Here is a 20967-nt window from a genome sequence, read left to right on the forward strand (position 1 = left end):
TGCTTTAATTGATTTTTCGAAATTGATTAATAATGGATTGCACTGCTTCAGGGCTTTCCAGACCGGGTTTCTATGCCAGTAGAAATCCGGTTTTATTTTTTTTTGTCAGTTCATTTGCCTGTTTTTATGATAAGTAATTGATTTGTTAACTGGTAATTTATGCCCGTTTCCAGGGCTAATTGCTGTGCCGCTCCTGCTATACCCACCTGACCAAAAGCGATCGTATATTTATTTTTTTCTTCCCTACCTGTGCGGACTTCAACCCGAAATCCATAGCGTCTCTCAAGTGCTTTCCCAATCTGGAGAAGATCCATGTCCTCCAGATAGAGATATTTGCCAGTGGTCCATGCCATTAAATTATCTGTATTTCCCCTTTTAATAACCTTCTGATTTATCTGTTCATTAAATTCAAGAATTTCTCCCTTTACAAGGCCGGAGCTAAGCATCCTGTCGCTGTCTGCCTCTGTTTTCTCTACCTTTACCTTTCCTGTACTTACAGCTACCTGATAGTTTTTCTCACCAGGATAGCTTCGGATATTGAATGATGTGCCTAGAACGGTAGTCAGGAATTTTCCTGTCTTAATCTGAAAAGGTTTAAGGGTATTTCGCTTAACCTGAAAGAAAGCCTCTCCGTGTTCTAAATTAATTTCTCGGATTTTGAGTGATATAAATCTCTGTGGAACTTTAATAAGTGTTGCCGCATTCATCCATACAAAAGATCCATCAGGCAGACTAATTTTTTTGACCTCGCCGTTATGGGTCTGGTAAATTTGGTAAGCTACCTGATTAGGATTTAAAGAATCCTTTCGGATGAATAAAATAAGAGATATCGTGCTGATTGCAAATAAAAGTGCAGCAATCTTGAGCCATCCATATTGATACCAATGCCTGGCATTTTCTTTCCCAATAACCTTGACTATTTCGCTAAAGAGCTGATTTCTCAGTTCAGATTTGGAAGGCTCACTCAATAAAACCTGGGGTTTGTCTTCAGCAGCTTCTTTTTCATCAAACCAGTCGTTGATCAGCCTGGTCTGCTCTTCCCCAAGTTGTTGATGCTGGAATTTACTTAACTTATCCGAAAGAAATTTTTGTACATTTAATTTCATGCACCCTTAAAGCGCACAGGTGAAGATAAAGTACTTTAAGAAAAGGTTACCATTACGTTAACTTTACCCGCTTGCGCAGTCTGCTCAAGGCTTCAGAAATATTATTTTTTACAGTTTGCTCAGATAGGGAAAGTTCTTCTGCAATATCGCGAACGGATTTATTTTCATACCTGCTCAACTGAAAGCATTTTTTCATGCTGATGGGCATTTTGACCACCTCGATTTCAATGGTGGACTCTAGTTCTTTAGTGATCAATAGGTTTTCTGGATTGTCTACTGAATGCAGATCCTGGGCCAAGGTATCCATTCCATCAAATCTTACTTTGTTTTTTCTAAAAAGAGAGATCGTCTCATTTTTAGCCACTTTGTAAAGATAAGGCATTAAGCTATCGCTGATTAGGAGCTGATGTTTATTTTTCCAAACCACAATAAAAGTGTTTTGTACAATGTCTTTTGCCTGTTCATCCTCGCCAATCATCCTGCTTACAAAAGCAAACAAGGTTCCCCAATGCCTGTCAAAGAGATGAGCGAAAGCATTTTCATCTCCCAAGCCAAGTTCTTCCAGAAGTTGTTTGTCCGTTTTTTGATGGGTTATCATTAGCTGGACAAAATTAGTCTTCTTGTTATTAAGCCAATATTAACACTTCATTGCAAAACAGTTTTGTTACGATTTGGCTTAGCGCTATCAAGAACGATTATCAAATTTGATTTGTGTTAAATTAACAGGCGTTTAATAATGAAATGCATTTTTTAAGTTTCGAAAAAGATTCAGTTCCTTTTGGAACAATATTTTTCAGTGTCCGAAGCTTCCGATTAACAAACTGAAGTTTAATCTGCATCGCCAGGCGGTCATAAGTTGCAACCTGCATGATAACTTCTTCCAAAATAGCTTCGTAGTGTTCTAACAATTGATTTAATTCATCCTTGAACAAGGCTATTTGCTGTGCATCAGAGGGAAGTCCGTTGTTGCGTTGTATTTCTTCCAGCCTGTCTAATGCTTCAATAAGATTTTGATGTGATTTTTTGTTGATTCCCTTAACGCCCATAAATATTTTTCGGACCTGCCCCGATTGATTAGTTGAGCAAAACTATGTAAAATATGCGCCTCAGTTTCTAAACCTACTTTTTTCTGTATGTTAAAAAAAAGTAAACTAATCTACTCGATTTGAAAGACAAAAGAATATCCCATTCTTCTAAATCTCTACATTAACACTCAACATGTTTTCCTCTCAAAAAAGATTTGTCTGATGCCACTCACCATCATTTTATGTAACACGCATCAGTCATTCTGTTACGATTTAGTAACATTAATTTATTATTAACTGAATGTTCATTTTACAATAAGCCAAGCTCGTAACAAGGTTAATACGCTTTTCAAAATTTATGTTAACCTAGCGCTAACATAGGCTTTAATATGCAGGATGAACTTTGCCTCCCTATTAACTATAGTGGTTAATATTCATAAAAAAATCAGATATGAAACTAATTATTACTTGTCTATTATTTATCTTTTCCCTCAGTGCCATAAAAGCACAGGTCACAACAGGAACTTTATCAGGAACAATCAAAGAGCAACAAAACACGCTTCCTGGTGTTACCATACGGGCAACCCACACCCCTTCAGGAACTTCTTACGTAATGACTACAAATGAAGAGGGACGGTTCACTATCAACAATATGAGGCCAGGTGGTCCTTATAAAGTTGTAGTAAGCTATGTAGGTATGGATGCCAAAACAATTGAAAATTTAAATATCCCACTTGGGGATACTTATATTCTAAACCTGAGTATGGGTGGCGCCGGAAAGGATTTGAATGAGGTAAACATTAAAGGACTGGGTAAAAACTCTGTGCTTAATGCCAACCGAACCGGAACCTCCACCAACTTGAATAAAAACGAAATTAATGCGCTTCCAACCCTAAACAGAAGCCTGTTCGACCTTATCCGTTTAACGCCGCAGGCAAATGGTTCAGCAATTGGCGGTGGTAATTCACGCCAAAATAATGTAACAATTGATGGAGCAGATTTTAACAACAATTTCGGTATAGGAAATAACCTCCCGGGAAATGGTAATCCGGTATCTATTGATGCACTAGAAGAAATTTCGGTAAACCTTACGCCTTACGATGTTAAGCAAACAGGTTTTATTGGTGCTTCAATAAATGCGGTAACACGTTCAGGTACGAATGATTTTTCTGGTTCTGCTTACACTTATTTTAGAAACCAAAACCAGATTGGTAAAAGGGTTAGCAATTATCCGGAACTGGCAGACCCAACCGAACAAACCTATAAAACTTATGGTGCGAGAATCGGTGGCCCAATCATTAAAAATAAACTCTTTTTCTTTTTGAACGCAGAGCGTGAAGATAGGGTAAGCCCAGGGCAAACCAGAGTTGCGGCAACACCTGAAGCTCCGTATAATTCAGGAATACCGAACGTAGTTCGCCCAACAATTGCTGAGCTGGATGAAATCAGTAATTACCTGAAAACCACCTATGGATATGACCCGGGAATTTATCAAGGCTATGGTTCAGAATTTCAGCGTACTAATTTACTTGGGCGTTTAGACTGGAACATCAATGATAATAACCGTTTTAACATTCGCGGTAGTTATGTAAAAACAAAAAGCCCTTCCTTTGTGAGTACTTCAAGAAGTCCGCTGGGTGCTTTTCCTGGTGGTGGTTCCCGTACCGGAAATACTGCTCTTGCTTTTAAAAATTCAAACTATTATCAGGAAAGCAATTTATATTCAATCACTGCGGAGTTAAACAGCAAATTGTTTAATCGCTTTGCTAATACATTACGATTATCATACACCAATCAGAACGACCCGAGAAGTTCAGATAGCGATGTATTCCCTTTGGTGGATATCCTTAAAGCGGATGGAAATTCACCTCCAACACCTTTTACAACCTTTGGATATGAGCCATTTACGTATGGGAATTTGAGGGACGTTCAGGTGTATTCGCTAAACGACTATATGAGCTGGTCAGCTGGTAAACATAACATTACCGCTGGTATTCAGGGAGATTACAGCATTACTAAAAACGGTTTTCAGCGATTTGGAACCAGTTACTATACATTCAATTCCTTTGATGACTTTAAAAACGGAGCAAAACCGATTGAATTTGCACAAACCTATTCCCTTTCACCAAACTATGAACAGGCTTTCCCAACATATAAATTCTGGCAGTTTTCAGGATATGCACAGGATGAAATCTCTGTAACAGAACGGTTAAGGTTAACAGGAGGTATTCGTTTGGAATTAGCTACTTATCCTAAAGTACTTGTAGAACATCCTTTAGTTTCAGCCTTGATATTTAAAGATGGAGAGCGTTTAAACACTGGTAATTTACCTAAGTCTCGTGTTTCAATCTCTCCACGATTTGGTTTTAACTGGGATATAAAAGGCGACCGCTCCATCCAGTTAAGGGGTGGTGCAGGTATATTTGTCGGCAGAATTCCAAATGTTTGGATTGTTGCGCAAGCAGGCGATGCGGGTATGCTTCAGATTACCGAAACTTATTCAGGACAAAATAACACCCCAGGTCCGTTCAATCCAAACATCGGCGCATACCGTCCGGCAGTTGTACCAACCGCTGGAACTGTTCTTCCTAACCCAATTACAGTAATGGATAAAAACCTTAAAATGCCGGCTGCATTTAAAACAAGTTTGGCGGTTGATTTTAAACTTCCATACGGTATTGTAGGTTCAGTTGAAGGTATATATAACAAAGATTTAAGAACCTTGTTATTTAGAAATGCCAACCTTGTTGATCCTAAGCCATTAAATGTTTCAGGTTACCCAGATAACAGGTTAATTTATCCAAATGCAGCCACAGATAAATTTATCAACCCGATATTAAACGGACAGGCAGTTCCAAATGGAACAGTGATACCGGGTGGTTCTTCAGTTCGGCAGCCAGATGCATTTAACGTAATTGTTCTGGGTAATTCTGATAAAGGATATTATTATTCATTAAGTGGAACATTAAGCAAACGTTTCACAAACGGTTTCGGTGCAACAATTTCCTATGTAAAAAGTGCAGCCAAAAGCCTTTATGAAGGTGGAGGTGACCAAACCTTGTCTTCTTGGCAAGCAACAAGTACGGTAGATGGCGCAAACAACCCAACCCTTGGGTATTCAGGTTTTGTTTCTCCGGATAGAATTATTGCCTCAGTGTATTACCGTAAAGAATTTTTCAAACATTTGGGTACGCAATTCACTTTGGTTTATGATGTTGCAAATGGAAGAAGTTCATACACGTATTCTACCGACATTAACCGTGATGGTGTGACAGGCGATTTAATTTATGTACCTAAAGATCCAAGCGAGATAACCTTTGTAGCACTTACTGTAGGTACAGGTACAGACGCTACAACGTTCACCCCAAAACAACAGAGCGATTTGTTTTTCAGGTATATCGATCAGGATAAATATCTTCGAGGTAGAAAAGGGCAATATGCAGAGCGAAACGCTGTAATAACACCTTTTAACGGACAGTTTGATTTCAGATTCCAACAGGATATTTTCACCAACATTGGCAAAAAACGTAACACCATTCAATTCAACTTTGATGTAACCAATTTCGGTAACTTATTAAACCGGGATTGGGGTGTTCAACGCAATTTTGGAACAACTTCAGTTTTGGTACCAACCAATGTAGCAGCGCTTACACCAGGAGGAACAACCAAACCAACTTTCCGCATTCAAACAGACAGAAATTTCCCAATTGTTAACACCACTCGTGATGTTGTAGGATTTGCTTCCACTTACACCATGCAATTTGGTTTCCGTTATATTTTTAATTAAACTACCAAGGGGAGGCATTGCCTCCCCTGCTTAATTCTCAACGATGTTAAAAAAAATTATTATTCCTATTCTCAGCCTCTCATTTGCCATTCTATTTATGTCATGGGGCGTAGTTGGTCACCGTGCTATTGGAAAAATTGCCCAAAATCATTTAAGCAAAAGAGCAAGTGCGGCTGTAAAAGACCTTTTAGGTAGTGAAAACCTGGCCATGGTTAGTACCTATCCTGATGAAATCAGATCTTATAAACAATTTGCATATACTGCACCCTGGCATTATGTAAATCTTCCTGAAGGATTAAGCTACGAAGATTTCACCATGCAACTAAAAACCATGGATAAACCAAACATCTATAAAGCAATTATCAATTGTATTGCAGATTTAAAGGATCCATCAAAATCTAAACAGGATAAGGTATTTGCACTTAAATTTCTGGCACATTTGGTTGGAGATATCCATCAGCCAATGCACACCGGACATTCAGAAGATTCTGGTGGTAATGGAATTAAAATTAAACTCATGCGTAAAGAAGGAAATCTTCACGGACTTTGGGATAGTGGACTGATTGATTATGCTGGTTTGAGTTACAATGAGCTTGCTACAGAATGCGATACCATCAACAAGAAAGAAGCCCGGGATTGGCAAAAAGATGAACCGACAAAATGGGCTTTTGAATCTTACCAAATTACTGCCCAGTTATATGTTGAAGCTGCCCAAAACCCAGAATTCGATTATGATTATTATCCTAAACACTCAGAGATAATAAAGCAAAGACTCGCACAAGCAGGCTTGAGATTAGCAGCACTTATAAACGAAATATATAAATAACCTAATAATGTTAAAATTTAAGCCACAAATTAAAGGTTTCATTTTCCTATTCATACTTATTGGTGCATTAACGGCTAGTGCGCAATCGGATACAGCACAACATACCTCACAAAGAAAAAACTCACTTGAACAACAGAAAAAACCATACGTAATTCTTATATCTGCAGATGGCTTTCGCTGGGATTACGCAAAGAAATATCAAGCAAACCATTTACTGGATATGGGTAAAAAGGGAGTTAAAGCGGCTTCGATGATTCCATCTTTTCCTTCAGTTACCTTTCCAAATCACTATAGCCTGGTTACCGGCTTATATCCTTCACATCACGGCCTTGTTAACAACAGCTTTCTGGATGAAAAAACAAATGAAAGGTATTCAATGAGTGCTAAAAACAAAGTTAAAGATGGAAAATGGTATGGAGGAACGCCACTATGGGTGCTTGCAGAACAGCAGCAAATGATTGCAGCCAGTATGTTTTGGGTTGGTTCGGAAGCGGAAATAAAAGGTCTTCGGCCGAGTTACTATTATGATTACAATGAGAAAATTCCGGTTGCTCAACGCATTGCCAAAGTAAAAGAATGGTTAATGATGCCTGAGGATACAAGGCCACATCTGATTACTTTTTATCTTTCGGAACCAGACCATGCCGGTCATAGCTTCGGGCCAGATTCCGAAGAAGCCGACCACGTCGTGAAGGAAGTGGACAGCATCATTTTTGAATTAACAAAAGCAGTTCAGTCAACCAAACTGCCAGTCAATTACATTTTCGTTTCCGATCATGGTATGACGGCAGTAGATAGAGAAAACCCGATTGCGACACCAAAAGCGATAGATACCGCGAAGTACATCATTGCTTCTTCTGGAACGATGATGGATATTCATGCGAAGAATAAAGCAGATGTAAAATCATTATACGAACAACTCAAACGGGAAGAAAAGGATTACAAAGCGTACCTGAAAAGCGAAATGCCAGAACATTTCCATTACAGCGCCAATGATGACAAGATGAATAGAATTGGAGATATACTACTTATCCCCACCTGGCCAAAAGTTTTTTCGAGCAGGAAGCCTGGCGCAGGATATCATGGCTTTGACCCTAACGTTGTTAAGGATATGCATGCTACCTTTATGGCTTGGGGACCTGCATTTAAAAATAACTTGGAAATTCCTTCATTTGAAAATGTAAACATTTATCCACTCATTGCCAACATCCTTGGTTTAACATATCAGGAGAAGATAGATGGAAAGCCCGAAGTTCTTCAACCGATTTTAAAAAACAACTAAAATGAAAAAACTGATATTAATTGCATTTACGGTACTCATCAGCATTACAGGATATGGTCAAAAATATGATTTAAAGTTTAAAGATGTAAAAGAGCTGCAGCAATTTATGGTATGGACTCCCTCAAGGTATCCATTGGTGAGCTGCCACCGCGGCGGACCAGTTCCCGGATTTCCAGAAAATGCGATAGAAACTTTTGCCAATAGTGTAAAATTACATCCGTCAATCATCGAATGTGATGCATCATTAACCAAAGATTCTATGCTCGTGATGATGCACGACGACCGGTTGGAAAGAACTTCAAACAGCACAGGTCTTGTTAAAGAAAAAAGTCTTGAAGAGTTAAAACAAGTTTTACTAAAAGACAACGAAGGCAGCCTAACCACTTTCCACATCCCCACCTTGGATGAAGTTTTGGTTTGGGGGAAAGATAAGGTGATTTTTACATTGGATGTAAAAAGAGGCGTTCCATATAAAAAAATGATAGAAGCTGTTAGACGGAATAAGGCTGAATCGTATAGCATCATCATTACCTACAGTGCTACTCAGGCCGGCGAGGTTTATCAGTTGGCGCCAGATTTAATGATTTCCGCTTCAATAAGAACGGTGGCTGATTTAGAAAGATTGAACCAACTCGGAATTCCAAACAACAGAATTGTTGCTTTCGTGGGTACTTCAGAACCAGAAAAAGAAGTTTATGATTATCTGCATGCCAAAGGAATTTGGTGCATTTTGGGTACAATGGGAAACTTGGACAAGCGAGCAGTCGTGCAGGGAGATGGCTTTTATGCTAAATTAGTTGATAATGGAGCTGATATTTTATCAAGCGATAGAGCTGCCCAAAGTGCGGCTGAATTACAGAAATACGCTAAAGAAAAAGGACTTAAAACCAATAAACTGGTTTCATCAAAGAAATAAAAAACAACAGATTGGTAGCAAAAAATTTAATTGTCAATATACATTCAAGTTCTATCCCTAACAGAACGACTGAATTTAATTTAGATTAGACTCAAAGTTCCATTAAAAGAGGAGAAAGCGTTTATCACAAAAGCGCTTTCTCATCAAACCACCATGCTCTGTGCAAAAAGTATAGCTGCTATTAAAGGTGATATTTTAGTTATCTAGAAGCGAATAACATAAGTTTAGTCTTCAGGTGAGCTGTTAAAAAATCAAACAAGCATCATTATGTCTATACCCTGAATTGGAGAACTCACTGAATTGAATATTATCCTATCCACAAATGAATTCAAAAATTTCACTTCTCCTAAAAAGTTTGCCAGCTATGCAGGTGTGGAAACATTCAAAAGACAATCCGGTATATCAACCATAGGAACTACCAGAATATCACACATAGTCAATAAAAAGACCAAATCCCTGTTACATACCTTCACAGTGCTCTCTGTAAGATTTGTTCCAGAAATAAAAGCCTATTTCCATAGAAAAACAGTCACCGATAAAAATAAAAAACGCTCAAGGTTAGTAATAGTAGCGGTATTTATTTTAGGAGCTTCAGCAAAGAAAATATAAAAACTGATGGCGCCGATCTCCAATTGACATTTTTTTTGACAGCGAATTATCTTTTGCAAAGGACACGCCCAAGATTAAATTTTACCCGCATAAAAAGTAATTGGATAAATAGGCACTAAAAATCTTCGGTTTTGAGGAGAATTTATTTCTATAATGCGAATGCTTCTATTTCAGTTTAATTAAATTTGTACGGCTCAAACTAACTTTTTAAGTTTATATAAAAATGGAAATCAATCAGTTCGTCAGATTTGTAAAAAATGTAGTGGCTATCGATGACCAGGACCTGCTACTTGTAAAATCAAAATGCAGGCAGAAAGTGGTGCCAAAGGGTAAACTTTTGCTAAAATGCGGGCAGGTTGCCAATCAGTATTACTTTATCGTTTCTGGCGGTTTGCGGTTTTATTACGAAACTGAGGGTCAGGAGAATACCACTTGGGTTTGTTTTAAAGATGATTTTTTTACAGAAATTTCAAGTCTTCACCCTCAAAAACCTACCAGGTTTAATATTGAGGCTATTGAAAAGACAGAACTCATCATTATCGATAAAAAAGATATGGATTTTCTTTATGCACACCTAAGTAGCTGGGAAGAATTTGGACGAAAAATTTGGGAAGGCACTACCTCCAGAATGGTAAATCAATTACTTAATTTTCAGACTTTAACTGCGCAAGAACGATATTTACAATTCCTAAAAAACTCAGAACTCGTACAGAAAATTCCCGTAAAACAGCTTGCCACCATTTTGGGCATCACGCCAAATGCCTTGAGCCGCATCAGGAAAAATATCGGTTAATACATTTTCTACCTTTTGGTAGTTTTGCCGGCAAATGGTAGCCGTACATTTGATGTATCAATTAAAGAAAATCAAATATGACATCAACTCCCACAGCAGCACAACAAAAAATTTCAGACGAACAACTTATCAAGGATTTTCCGGGATTTGACAATCATTACATAGAAGTAAATGGTATCCGTATACATTATGTAGATGGCGGTGCTGGAAAAACCATAATCTGTTTGCCAGGCTGGCCGCAAACCTGGTATTCTTACCAAAACATTGCTACTGAATTTTCAAAAAAGCATCGTGTAATTGTGGTAGATATCAGAGGAATGGGAACTTCTGAAAGACCGGAAAATGGCTATGATAAAAAGACGATGGCGGAATACATCAAACAATTAATCCACTCGCTGGACTTAAAAAAAGTAACCATCATTGGTCACGATATTGGCGGAATGGTTGCGATGAGCCTAGCCTTCAATCATCCCGGAGTTGTGGAAAAACTTATTGTTGCCGACGGTTTGCATCCCAACGAGGGAATGTTGCAGATGCCACTCTTGCCGACGCCCGGAACTTTTGGTCAAAAAATGAATGGCAATATGCCTTATGCCTGGTGGATGGGTTTTAATCAGGTAAAAAGTTTACCCGAAAAGATTTTGGAAGGCCGTTTTCGGTTTCTTGTTGATTATGTGTTTGATTATGTTATGATAGATGAAACGAAAATTTCTGATAAGGAACGTAATATCTATGCTGAAGCATACAACGATGCAGAAAGTATAAGGGCTTCAAATGCTTGGTATCAGGCATTTGGACAGGATATCGAGGATTCCAAAACCTATCAAAAGCTTGAAATGCCTGTTTTAGGAATTGGCAGCAATGTCAGTTATCAATTTATGAAGATGGCGATGCCTTACCTCTGCCGGAACAGCCAGTTATTAGAACTCTCCAGCGGTGGTCACTATATGTTCGAAGAAAATCCAGACCAAGTGATTGAAGCCATCTACAACTTTTTAAAGCCTTAAATAAATAAAAATGGAAAAAAATATTTTGGTGGCAGGTGCTACCGGAAATCTGGGTTTAATGATTTGCAAAGCGTTGGTGAGCCAAGGCGCAAAAGTGACTGCTTTGGTAAGAAATCAAAGTGATGCCCAAAAGTTAACGCCACTTACTCAAATAGGCGCTAATGTGATTGAGGTTGATTTCAATAATACTTCAGAGATTCAAAACGCTTGCCAAGGAGTACACTGTGTGGTTTCTGCTCTCGCCGGACTTGCCGATGTTATTATCGATACTCAAAAACAACTTTTAGATGGTGCCGTTGCTGCTGGGGTGAATCGGGTAATTCCATCTGATTTTTGTACGGATTATCAGCCACTAACGGCTGGAAAAAATCGAAACTTCGATCTCAGACGAGCTTTTAGAGAATATATTGACAGCAAGGGCATACAGGCAACTTCAATTTTTAACGGTGCCTTTGCGGATATTCTGAAATATAACACCCCGATTTTAAATCTTAAGAATAAATCTATTGCCTATTGGGGAGAGAAAGCCGATTGGAAACTTGATTTCACAACAATGGAAAACACGGCAGCGTTTACGGCCTCAGTAGCTTTGCAGGATGAAAGTCCAAGAGATTTGCACATTGCCAGTTTTCAAATCAGTCCTAAAATATTGAAAGAAAAAGTTAAGAAAATCAACGAACAGGATTTTACCATGCAAAAACTTTCTGAGCTAGATGAATTTTCCACAAATATCAAAAAGCAGCGGGAAGAAAATCCATCAGGTGAGCAGGAATTATACGCCAAATGGCAACAGGCACAATATATGTACTCAATGTATACTACTCAACATACGAAGCTCGACAATCAAAAATTTGGAGAAATCGAATGGACTTCTGCGGAGAAATATTTGAAATCGTTTTTGAAATAAATTAAAATAAGTATTTCAAATGTACAATGCCCCCAAAAAGTTAGACACCTTTGGGGGCATTTTTACGTCAAAACACACGAAACTCCGAACTTTGTCTCACAAAACGAACGGTACTGTGTTAACTTTACTTACAGATTGATCCATAACTTTTTGCGACACTTTTTTTCAAATCGAGATAAAGGACATTATGTTCGAAATTATTTCTTTAATACAAAAACATTCTTGATGCAACGTTACTTCATATGCGGTTTGTTTATCAATGGATTAAGTGTATGCCAGCTCAAGAATTGCTTTGAGGGTTCTTTTAATGTCTTCCTGACCGGATGGCTCTGAAGGTCGATACCCCAAAAAGGGTTTTCCTGCATATTGCTATGAAGACTAAGATAATACACTCCACCCATCAATATACATAAATTGCCCGAAAATTCTTATCGCTATGACTGAAAGTTTTATCGAAGATCTCACTCAACAGCTGATCACCGATATTTTCTCGCTTTGAGTCTAATTCCTTTAAAACATATGACTTTTCGCTAAGCTCCCACGTATCCAATAAATCATTCTTTGGCAGTTCAAGTTCTCTAATCATAACACAGAAATATTGTAGAAGTCCTCCACTTAATGGAGTTTGTTTGCTGTAAAAGCAAACAAACTGCCATCGAAGTTCCCAAAAACTGCAATATTTACCTTAGCGCTCCAGAATGTGAGCAACTTTCTGGAGCACTAAATATGGGATGCTATAAAAAACCACCATTGCGGAGGTGTCCAGAGGTTATGACATAAACATTGGTATGAGATCACCAAGCAGGGGCATTTCAAACCGGACTTTAAACTCAGTTCGATTAATCCTGGAACTTCCAGTGAACAAAAGCCTTCATTGCTTCATATTCTGCTAAGCCCAATTCATCGTAAGCTTTTGCAGTTTCACGGTTACGATCTTCAGCACGTTGCCAAAATTCTCTAGAGTCATCCCCAGGGGAAACGGCTCTGTCTTTCTGACTCTGATGCTTAAAGATCGCATATTTTTTGCGTTCCAATTCTTTAGTGGATAAACCAGAGTAGATTAACCCCGTTTCACCGGAAATAAATTTATTGTAAATAGCTGCATACCTGAATATTAGCAAATTGGCCAGATGAGGCCAAATGCATTGGTTTATCCACTGATACCTCCAAACATAGCCGATTGCACTAATGCCAAGAGTTAGAATAAACACCATTAATAAAACCTTATCTACAAAGAACAAATAGTAATAAAACAAAAACTGCCATGCAACCTGAATTACTGTATGACTCAAATATTTCGAAGGTATCGTTTTTTGTAATTAAACTAAATTTGGGGGAATTCTTTATTCCTAGTTCATCTTCCAAATACCCACTACCCGTTTTTTCCATAACTTCAACTTCATAGTGAATTGCTTTTCTTATTATCTGTCACCCACTAATTTTCTACTCTTCCAGTACCCACTTATACTTAACCAGAGAAAAGAAAGGTTAAATGCCAAGCAGAGGATAATCAATACGCTGGCATTTGTATGGAACAGCATCGAAATCAGGTATAAGAATACGGCAAATGGTACGGTTAGCAGAAGCGCAAATAAAGACCTGAAAAACTGAATTTTAGCATGACCAAATGCGCCTGTAGAATTATAGTAAAAACCCAGCACATTAAGTACCAGAAAAATGACCGACATGAACAATAAGCCTGTATTTTCGAGAATATACTGATTGGCTCCGGTAAGGATGTCAAGAACACCTGCTAAAGCACTCTTAAATATCATGAACGGAATTCCAAAAACAACAAGCAGCACTCCAAAATATACGGTCCAAAAAAAAGCCTTTTTTGAAAGTTTTTTAGGTTCATCCACACGGTAACTTTTAATAATTGTTTTATTAAAGCGCGATGGCCGGAAACCGTAAATGACGATCAGGAAAAAATAAAACTCTAACTGGAAAATGGTGAGCTGAAAACCATCGTTTGTTTTTCTGATCAGGTTTTCGTTAGATGCCTGAATGATGAAGGAATAAAATAAAGCACATACAGCATAGAGCCTAAAAAAAAGGAAATAGCAAAATAGTGCAATTGAAATTCTTTTGGCTATCATAGCTTGTTCATAAAAAAGAACTACCTGTGCAGTTCTTTTTTAACTGACATAAATTTAGTCATAATATTTGCTACCAAACCTGCAGTCCTTCCGCATTCTTAGGCAGGTACAGAAAAATCGGATCTCCAGCTTCAAACGGCTTCGCTTCCGAGCCTTCTTTAGAGGAAGCAACCTCACCTTTTAAATGTAAAATAGGGTGATGGTTTTTTTGCCATAAAGCAACTATTTTTCCGTTCGCATAATACTGAACCGAATAGTTCTGGATGGGCGTAAACGATCTTTTCTTTACCTGCGGATCAACAAGGGCAAGCAAACCACCAGAAGTTTCCTTTTCTTCGATCTGCTCCGTACTGGTGTATGTTGTATTGTAAACCAAGGCTGAAGAGTGCACCAAATATTTATTGTACGCCAATGAATCAAGGTTTTCGCAGGCATTGCGTATCTCATTATATTTTTGCACTGCCTTTTGTTCAATGTTGGGAACAGTTTTTAGGTCTTTTGCTTCGACCAGTTCTTTACTGTAATCGAAAGGTACCGTGGCCGCAAACTGGATCTTGGTTTCGTAATAAGGAAGTTTTTTTTCCTCCAATCCGGCAGGAAGTTCAAATTCTGTTATTTTTTTATACTCGGACAACCTGCTGTTTTTATTGGGTGCGTGATAAAAAGTCAGTTTAACATGTGCATATTTAGATATAAATTCTTCCCCATCTTTTGGATAAATTTTAACAATGGCCGTTTGTGGACCGCTCTTGGTAATCATTGCATTAAGAGGCAGCATCATACTTTCGCCATTGTTCTCCACCATCCTGTAATCTACGTTATCCTGCATTTCCAACACCATTTTGCAACCCTGTTTATTCATCTGAACAGTATAAACAGGTGTTTCGCTATATGTTTTTACCTGGGATTTGATATCGCTAATAATTTGTTCCATTGTTTTTTTTTCATTTTGTGCCTGACATCCAATATTCAAGAATTGAATTAAAATGGAAATGCCGACTATAATTTTTCTGCCCATTTATTTGTTTTTGATATAGTAATAACGTCCCTTAAGCATATCTGGTTTAGGCTCTACCAATTCGTGGGCTTCATTGTCCACCCCAACCTTTGCCCTCCATATTTTTGCCTTTGCAGTTACATAAACCAAAAGTCCTCCAAATCCTATGCCAGCTTCAATATACATGCCTTCGTTGCTTGCACCCGTTTTACCAGAAAAGATAAGTGAGGTTTCGCCCCTTGCAGAGGCTTCGAATTCGACGCCAAAACCTTCGCCCGAAGGGCGTGAGTTAAAACTGATCTTTGGAACGTCTGCTGCCGCTTTGATCCCTAATTCAGCCCCGATGCCGACCGTAGTACTGGCCTCTAAGGGTTCCGTACCATACTCTTGTCCCAATGTAATATTTGCCTTTAAATCTATCTGTCCGAACGCAAGGAGGTTAAACCAGATTTCTATTCCTGCAACATCGGCAGCGGTACGTATTGCTTTGATGACCTGCCCGGCAGCAGGGATAAATTCGGCACAGGCGATCAGATCAAGTTTACCAGTTCCTTTTATCAATGGGGTAAAACCAAGGGATATGGTCCCCGTTCTCCTTACATTATATATTTTTTCCTTGTCCGGTTCAAGTTTCCAGGTTCCCGCAATCGATATTACGGGGTAATCCATCTGGAAAGTAATGGGCAACATTTTTATCGGCAGTTTTGAAGCCAGTTTTGCCGCCATTCCATTTTTGGCTTTGGTAACACCGGTTATATCATCCAATGTTTCTTTTACCTTGATTAAAGCCCTTAAAAAAGGTTCTATTTTTGCCGCATATCCGCCTGATATTTCCCTAGTAAAATCACCTGATTTTGCCTTAATAGCGAGATCGAATGATACTTCACCATTTAAATACCTGCGGTTGTTGGAAGCGGCCAAAGTTTTTATCCTGTTCTGCCTTGAAGTAACACCGGCAGGCATATTTGTGTGCGAATAAACCTCTGGTGTATCGGAAGACAGCTTTAAACTAAACTCCCACTCCATATCTGGATACACGTTTATTTTTGCAATCTGGTTCGGGTATCTGCAGGTGCTCACCGGGAGGTAATAACTTTGCGCCAACGAATCGCTCAACCAGAAATAGTTGAACATCCACATAAATTCAGAAGCTGCGTTATCCCCCAAACTCCTTTCCAGCCAAACTTTATTATAAATATAATTGAGCTTTAAAACAATCTGGTTATCACCTTTAAATTCACTTTGTAAAACCTGTACTTCCGATACGTCCTCAGAAGGCGCCTTGTTTTTATCCGGAATTACATCGGTATCATTCTCTTGCGTAGGATCTTTAACAGTAGCATAGCCTTTATCTGTTTTTTCTGCCGTAATGGCCCTATCCAATAAGAATACATGGTTAGGGGAATCATGCTTTTGTCCGCTGGGAAGCAGCAGGCCATTGCACGGTACATTTTTATTATGCAGGTTTTCTACCGTAATGGATACATCTTTTCTCTTTTCTCCGGCAATGATAGAAAACGGCTGACCGGTTTTGTCGCCCCCTGTGGTTAAAAGATCCTCATCAAAGCAGGTAAAAGCACTTCTTTCTTTATCTCCGTCATCTTTGATAACGATTTTTGAATAACCGCAGGGATCGAATTCCTTTCTGGTATACCTGATATCACCAATATACTGTATCTGATTTACTTTTTTTTCTTCAATCCTGTCCAAAAAGTCGGTCATCAACTCTTCAGATACGATAAAGCGGCTTGAAATAGACGATTTATTGTCGATATCCTTTAGCCCTAATACTTTAGCATCATATGTAACCAGATCGGTGGTAGGCTCATCGGCAAAGTTCCTGAAAACTACCCGTTCTTCTTTTTCGTTTGTACCGTATATTAATCCGGGTTCGGTGTGATATTTATATATTTCCAGTACGACGGTAAATTTTTTATTTTCTTTTTGGTCCTTTTTCCAGGCAACTTCTATCGGAAAAGAAGTTTTATAATAGATGTTGCAATTGCTTGAACTTCCAGCATCCTGGGATACAGCAAAAACCTTTGGTTCTTTCCACAGGTTATTTTTTTTAAAATCATCTGTACCGGTTAAACCTTTCGCTTTGTCTTCTTCCAATAGGTATACTTTTCCGCGATATTTGTTTTTCTTATCCAGGTTATAGCCGTGCAGCATGATTTCGAGGTTTGCAAAATCGCCATAACGCTTTACATCTTCACTTTTATTAAAGTAGGCATAACAGATGTTTGATTTGGTTACCGGTATCACATAAAAATAAAAGCCGGTACCCGGACTTTCACTGAAAAGTTCTACCCGTTGTTTAAAGCCGTAATAATAGCTATAACCCGAAGGATTAAACAAAAAAGTGCTCCCCACTTTATACTTGAGCCCTAGTCCATATTTAGTAACGGGAAGCGTTCCCCCACTTAATGGGCCCCAGAGATTATCGGTAATTTCGCCGGATTTTGCTTTTTCCAGACTTTGAAAAAACACATCATATATGAACGCCCATCTGGCATTTTCAATAGTATGCTTCGGATTGGTTGTTTTTCCGCCCACACATCTTTCGTCAACAACAAACTCATTCTTATTTTCGGTTTGTAAGTATATACCCATTCCCTTTGAAAGCGAATAAAGCTTGCCGTTTTCCCTCCAGTAACAGTGCTGTAAGCCTCTTGTATCTTCTGTATTATCTGACATGATTACTCGGTATTTAAAAATTCGTAAAAATCAGCCTTATCAAGCTCTTTCATATTCACCAATGGATTAATCTGTGATTGTTGCTCTTCATCGGCATTATCAATATTCTGTTGTGAGGGCTGCCCTTTTTGCCCAGTTTTGGTAAAAAGGATACAGGGTGAACCGCTAATGGTACAAACACCTTTACTATCTTCTACCAAAACCTGCCCGTTGTTAATTAAAACCATGTCTTTATACATGCCCTTCCATTCAGTTAGGGCGGGCATACAGGGCTTAAAACCACCTGGCGTTGGCTGAAGTTTACATTGCCCAAAAGTGTTTTTTTCAAAAGTCATCCCGATATCTACATGAGAGGCAATTAATTTTTGTGCCCCATCCTTATCGTTCACATAATGCTTTTGCTGGGTAAGTACCTTCAATTTATCGGTTGTGGAACCAAACTGGCATTGGCAGGTGGCACCTTGTACAATGATTTCTTTCTGTGACATTTCTCTTCTACTTTGTTTAACCCAGTACCCTTGCCCAAAATCCCTTTTTCTTTTCAACGGGAAAACCGTTATTTCCTTCTTTGATTAACAACTGTTGATCTGTTGTTGGGATGCTGCTTTCAATTTCATATGCAGAAAATGCTATGCGTTTTATGCTTATTTCTTTGCCATTTTCCCTGTTATATAAATTCCAGTCTACTCGGGCATGTTTGAGCAAACCTCCATTCTGATCTAAATCAAATGCCGCATTTAGTTTCATTTTTAACGTCCCTTTCTGCCCCATCTGTATTTTTTGCGCTTCGGTAAGCTCACCTTCTGAGGCAAAATTCACCTTGAAAGTTCCATAATCGGTATAGTTGGGCTCAATGGTTTGAATACCTTCGAAAGCCACGTTCTGATAGGCGATAACGGGAAAATACAATCTACCTGGCTGAGATAAGTTAACATCATATTTGAGGTACTGGGAATGAAAAAAGACGTTCCAGAACATATCTGCTTTTAAGGCAACTTCAAGCTCAAACCTATCTGATATCTTTTTCCCCATCTTTTCTAAATATAGCTCGGCATAATTACCTTCATACTTATCAGAGATCTTTTCGGCTATCTGTTTCCAGCGGTTTAGGATTTCTCCATGATTAACAATTCCTCTAAATATTTCGCTCCTAGAATTCACATCAACCTTTAAGGGATATATCGCACCCATGGCCATATTGGCCAGTTGTTCACCAACAAAATCAGGCTCATGCCTGTCTATAAAAAGATCCGTTTTGTCAAAACATAACTGCCAGACTTTATTTTCATCTCTAAATTGGTTCACCTGCAGTTGGACCTGATAATCTAACCTTTTTGTAGCCTCTTCATTGCCTTTGCCATAATAATTGATGGTAACGCCATAACTTCTGTTTGATCTCGGCTTTGGCACAAAATCTATGGCATGATCAAGGTTAAGTTTAATTTTACCTGGTGATAAAGAGTCTGACAGATTATTTCCTTTTCCCATAAAACAAATGCATTAATAAGTAACCCTTTTGCCATCAGCATTTGGATCCATTCCGATACCTTCTTTACGGGCCGACCAATGTAAATATTTGTTCCTCAGTATGCGCAGATCCTGTTGTTGTTGTTTTTCCTTTTGATAATCGGCATATTTCTGCTGCGGCATTTTTGCACCTGCATATTTCCGGTCCAAATCACCAAGCGGCTTAAAAGTATAAGGCTGTCCGTTGCCCATTACATAATCTTTTAAATAACCTTTTACCCGCACCAAAAGTGCATCATCAGAAATGCTATATTTTGTTTCTTCAACTTTAGTGGTATTGATTGGGTTATTGGCCATTTTAGCATATTCGGCCATAAAATGCAATGGAATATAGCTATACTCTTTTTTAATCATTTTGCGAGAACCTTTTAAGGCGAAATAAGCAAAGCCACCGGTAATTTCAAGTTCTTCTTCTTTAAACCAAGCCTGCTCTATTAACTTTCGTTTGAATGGTTCGAGGTTATTCCTATTGGTCCATGTGGTTTCCAGTTCTTCTTTTACCTCAGGTCCAGTATCGTAACTTCCGCCTACATCACTATGCACACCGGGAAAGGACTTCTCTTTACCCATATTTACTCTGGTGAGCGAGAAGTTCTGGCGGTGTTCATTTTCTGCCACGAAATGGATTACGGTTTGTGCCTTTCCTATTTCGTTGAGGTGAAGTTCTTCCACATCGTTGAAATTCGGCATTGCGCTAATGTATTTGGAGTAAGAGGACACTGTATCAAAAATACCCAAAAACCTGACTTTAATTTGATTGGGAGTTATTTTGAACCCCGCCCTTTCACACATCAGCCCCAAATGGCCACAGGCTGGCAATACTTCAGCACCTATTGATTTTCCATCAGAATCGAATTTAGATACCGATCCAGATCTGGGTTCTACAATAATGCTGGGCTTATATGCCGATTTTCCGATTTCATACACGAAATTTCTAGCAGCAGCAGCACCTCTGCTAAAGCCAAAAACATCGAAAGTTATACTCCTTAATTTTTTGCTGCTATTGGCCATTATTATGCGGCTCAATTTTTCTGATACAATTTTTTCGCAGGCAATTCTTACTTTACCCCTTATCCCTGTATCTCCCGAACCAAAAGCATATCCAATCGTGCTATCTGATTTTTTATCTTCCGTACCAATGCCCTCAACATACAAACTGGTGCTTTTATCATAATTATCCCAAAGCCTGGCTACGTTAGACCAGTCGTTGTAATAACTGCTTTCGTCATCGTCCTTTCCGTTCTTTTGAAATGCAGCTGTATTGGAAAGTCTTTCGTTGGTATTTGTCTTACTGTTTTTTGTACCATCGAAGAATATACCCAAATTAATATCGAGGTATTCAGTTAAATTATTTTTAGGGGTATATGCACCCAATTGTACGCTAGTCAT

The 20967-nt window shown here is 38.6% G+C and carries 17 protein-coding genes and 1 pseudogene; 8 read left to right on the top strand and 10 right to left on the bottom strand.

The features are described from left to right. Positions 1–110: 110 nt before the first annotated feature. The 3 genes from H7U22_RS20000 to H7U22_RS20010 all read right to left on the bottom strand — a co-directional run bounded on the left by H7U22_RS20000 (position 111) and on the right by H7U22_RS20010 (position 2152). Positions 111–1106 (bottom strand): FecR family protein, encoded by a 996-nt coding sequence (locus H7U22_RS20000; RefSeq protein WP_187073114.1) that lies wholly within the window; start codon positions 1104–1106, stop codon positions 111–113. Positions 1107–1158: 52 nt separating this feature from the next. After that, positions 1159–1704 carry an RNA polymerase sigma factor gene (locus H7U22_RS20005; RefSeq protein WP_187073115.1) on the bottom strand — a complete coding sequence of 182 codons (546 nt, stop codon included), beginning with the start codon at positions 1702–1704 and terminating at the stop codon, positions 1159–1161. A 121-nt stretch (positions 1705–1825) separates the two neighbouring features. Continuing rightward, the gene (locus H7U22_RS20010; RefSeq protein ID WP_187073116.1) at positions 1826–2152 is read right to left on the bottom strand and encodes a hypothetical protein; all 327 of its coding nucleotides are present in this window, start codon (positions 2150–2152) and stop codon (positions 1826–1828) included. Positions 2153–2582: 430 nt separating this feature from the next. Here H7U22_RS20010 and H7U22_RS20015 point away from each other — a divergent pair, with 430 nt between their 5' ends. From H7U22_RS20015 to H7U22_RS20050, 8 genes are all read left to right on the top strand, one after another. Further along, complete coding sequence (locus tag H7U22_RS20015) at positions 2583–5918, top strand: TonB-dependent receptor (RefSeq protein WP_187073117.1); 3336 nt, start codon at positions 2583–2585, stop codon at positions 5916–5918. A 43-nt stretch (positions 5919–5961) separates the two neighbouring features. Further along, positions 5962–6744, top strand: a complete 783-nt coding sequence (locus H7U22_RS20020) for a S1/P1 nuclease (RefSeq protein ID WP_187073118.1) — start codon at positions 5962–5964, stop codon at positions 6742–6744. 7 nt (positions 6745–6751) lie between these two features. Next, complete coding sequence (locus H7U22_RS20025; protein ID WP_187073119.1) at positions 6752–8026, top strand: alkaline phosphatase family protein; 1275 nt, start codon at positions 6752–6754, stop codon at positions 8024–8026. Between the two features lies 1 nt (position 8027). Beyond that, a complete protein-coding gene (locus H7U22_RS20030) occupies positions 8028–8942 on the top strand; it encodes a glycerophosphodiester phosphodiesterase family protein (protein ID WP_187073120.1) in 915 nt (304 codons plus the stop codon). A gap of 282 nt (positions 8943–9224) precedes the next feature. Continuing rightward, positions 9225–9551 carry an IS110 family transposase gene (locus H7U22_RS20035; RefSeq protein WP_317173013.1) on the top strand — a complete coding sequence of 109 codons (327 nt, stop codon included), beginning with the start codon at positions 9225–9227 and terminating at the stop codon, positions 9549–9551. 223 nt (positions 9552–9774) lie between these two features. Then, on the top strand, positions 9775–10344 hold the full coding sequence (locus H7U22_RS20040) for a Crp/Fnr family transcriptional regulator (protein ID WP_222621913.1): 570 nt from the start codon (positions 9775–9777) through the stop codon (positions 10342–10344). 77 nt (positions 10345–10421) lie between these two features. Beyond that, positions 10422–11351: an alpha/beta fold hydrolase gene (locus tag H7U22_RS20045; protein ID WP_187073122.1), complete on the top strand. Its 930-nt coding sequence runs from the start codon at positions 10422–10424 to the stop codon at positions 11349–11351. A 10-nt stretch (positions 11352–11361) separates the two neighbouring features. Further along, positions 11362–12258, top strand: coding sequence for an SDR family NAD(P)-dependent oxidoreductase (locus tag H7U22_RS20050; RefSeq protein ID WP_187073123.1), 897 nt, complete (start codon positions 11362–11364; stop codon positions 12256–12258). An 839-nt stretch (positions 12259–13097) separates the two neighbouring features. On the opposite strand, the pseudogene H7U22_RS20055 reads toward H7U22_RS20050, so the two are convergent. From H7U22_RS20055 to H7U22_RS20085, 7 genes and pseudogenes are all read right to left on the bottom strand, one after another. Continuing rightward, positions 13098–13307 (bottom strand): annotated as a pseudogene (locus H7U22_RS20055) (glucosamine-6-phosphate deaminase); the annotation flags it as partial. 372 nt (positions 13308–13679) lie between these two features. Next, positions 13680–14357: a hypothetical protein gene (locus H7U22_RS20060; protein WP_187073124.1), complete on the bottom strand. Its 678-nt coding sequence runs from the start codon at positions 14355–14357 to the stop codon at positions 13680–13682. Between the two features lie 70 nt (positions 14358–14427). Then, a complete protein-coding gene (locus H7U22_RS20065) occupies positions 14428–15291 on the bottom strand; it encodes a hypothetical protein (protein WP_222621914.1) in 864 nt (287 codons plus the stop codon). A gap of 84 nt (positions 15292–15375) precedes the next feature. Continuing rightward, positions 15376–18051, bottom strand: coding sequence for a hypothetical protein (locus tag H7U22_RS20070; protein ID WP_187073126.1), 2676 nt, complete (start codon positions 18049–18051; stop codon positions 15376–15378). Between the two features lie 2 nt (positions 18052–18053). After that, positions 18054–18539 carry a DUF4280 domain-containing protein gene (locus H7U22_RS20075; protein ID WP_187073127.1) on the bottom strand — a complete coding sequence of 162 codons (486 nt, stop codon included), beginning with the start codon at positions 18537–18539 and terminating at the stop codon, positions 18054–18056. Between the two features lie 16 nt (positions 18540–18555). Then, on the bottom strand, positions 18556–19539 hold the full coding sequence (locus H7U22_RS20080) for a hypothetical protein (protein ID WP_187073128.1): 984 nt from the start codon (positions 19537–19539) through the stop codon (positions 18556–18558). A gap of 12 nt (positions 19540–19551) precedes the next feature. Further along, positions 19552–20967: a T6SS phospholipase effector Tle1-like catalytic domain-containing protein gene (locus tag H7U22_RS20085; protein ID WP_187073129.1), complete on the bottom strand. Its 1416-nt coding sequence runs from the start codon at positions 20965–20967 to the stop codon at positions 19552–19554.

Origin of the sequence: Pedobacter fastidiosus (assembly GCF_014306625.1) — a bacterium.
Lineage (GTDB): Bacteria > Bacteroidota > Bacteroidia > Sphingobacteriales > Sphingobacteriaceae > Pedobacter > Pedobacter fastidiosus.

What these genes read in the sequence shown, in the direction of transcription:
- H7U22_RS20000 (WP_187073114.1), bottom strand. Translation starts at nt 1,106, where the DNA reads ATGAAATTAAATGTACAAAAATTTCTTTCGGATAAGTTAAGTAAATTC.
- H7U22_RS20005 (WP_187073115.1), bottom strand. Translation starts at nt 1,704, where the DNA reads ATGATAACCCATCAAAAAACGGACAAACAACTTCTGGAAGAACTTGGC.
- H7U22_RS20010 (WP_187073116.1), bottom strand. Translation starts at nt 2,152, where the DNA reads ATGGGCGTTAAGGGAATCAACAAAAAATCACATCAAAATCTTATTGAA.
- H7U22_RS20015 (WP_187073117.1), top strand. Translation starts at nt 2,583, where the DNA reads ATGAAACTAATTATTACTTGTCTATTATTTATCTTTTCCCTCAGTGCC.
- H7U22_RS20020 (WP_187073118.1), top strand. Translation starts at nt 5,962, where the DNA reads ATGTTAAAAAAAATTATTATTCCTATTCTCAGCCTCTCATTTGCCATT.
- H7U22_RS20025 (WP_187073119.1), top strand. Translation starts at nt 6,752, where the DNA reads ATGTTAAAATTTAAGCCACAAATTAAAGGTTTCATTTTCCTATTCATA.
- H7U22_RS20030 (WP_187073120.1), top strand. Translation starts at nt 8,028, where the DNA reads ATGAAAAAACTGATATTAATTGCATTTACGGTACTCATCAGCATTACA.
- H7U22_RS20040 (WP_222621913.1), top strand. Translation starts at nt 9,775, where the DNA reads ATGGAAATCAATCAGTTCGTCAGATTTGTAAAAAATGTAGTGGCTATC.
- H7U22_RS20045 (WP_187073122.1), top strand. Translation starts at nt 10,422, where the DNA reads ATGACATCAACTCCCACAGCAGCACAACAAAAAATTTCAGACGAACAA.
- H7U22_RS20050 (WP_187073123.1), top strand. Translation starts at nt 11,362, where the DNA reads ATGGAAAAAAATATTTTGGTGGCAGGTGCTACCGGAAATCTGGGTTTA.
- H7U22_RS20060 (WP_187073124.1), bottom strand. Translation starts at nt 14,357, where the DNA reads ATGATAGCCAAAAGAATTTCAATTGCACTATTTTGCTATTTCCTTTTT.
- H7U22_RS20065 (WP_222621914.1), bottom strand. Translation starts at nt 15,291, where the DNA reads ATGGAACAAATTATTAGCGATATCAAATCCCAGGTAAAAACATATAGC.
- H7U22_RS20070 (WP_187073126.1), bottom strand. Translation starts at nt 18,051, where the DNA reads ATGTCAGATAATACAGAAGATACAAGAGGCTTACAGCACTGTTACTGG.
- H7U22_RS20075 (WP_187073127.1), bottom strand. Translation starts at nt 18,539, where the DNA reads ATGTCACAGAAAGAAATCATTGTACAAGGTGCCACCTGCCAATGCCAG.
- H7U22_RS20080 (WP_187073128.1), bottom strand. Translation starts at nt 19,539, where the DNA reads ATGGGAAAAGGAAATAATCTGTCAGACTCTTTATCACCAGGTAAAATT.
- H7U22_RS20085 (WP_187073129.1), bottom strand. Translation starts at nt 20,967, where the DNA reads ATGACTAGCGTACAATTGGGTGCATATACCCCTAAAAATAATTTAACT.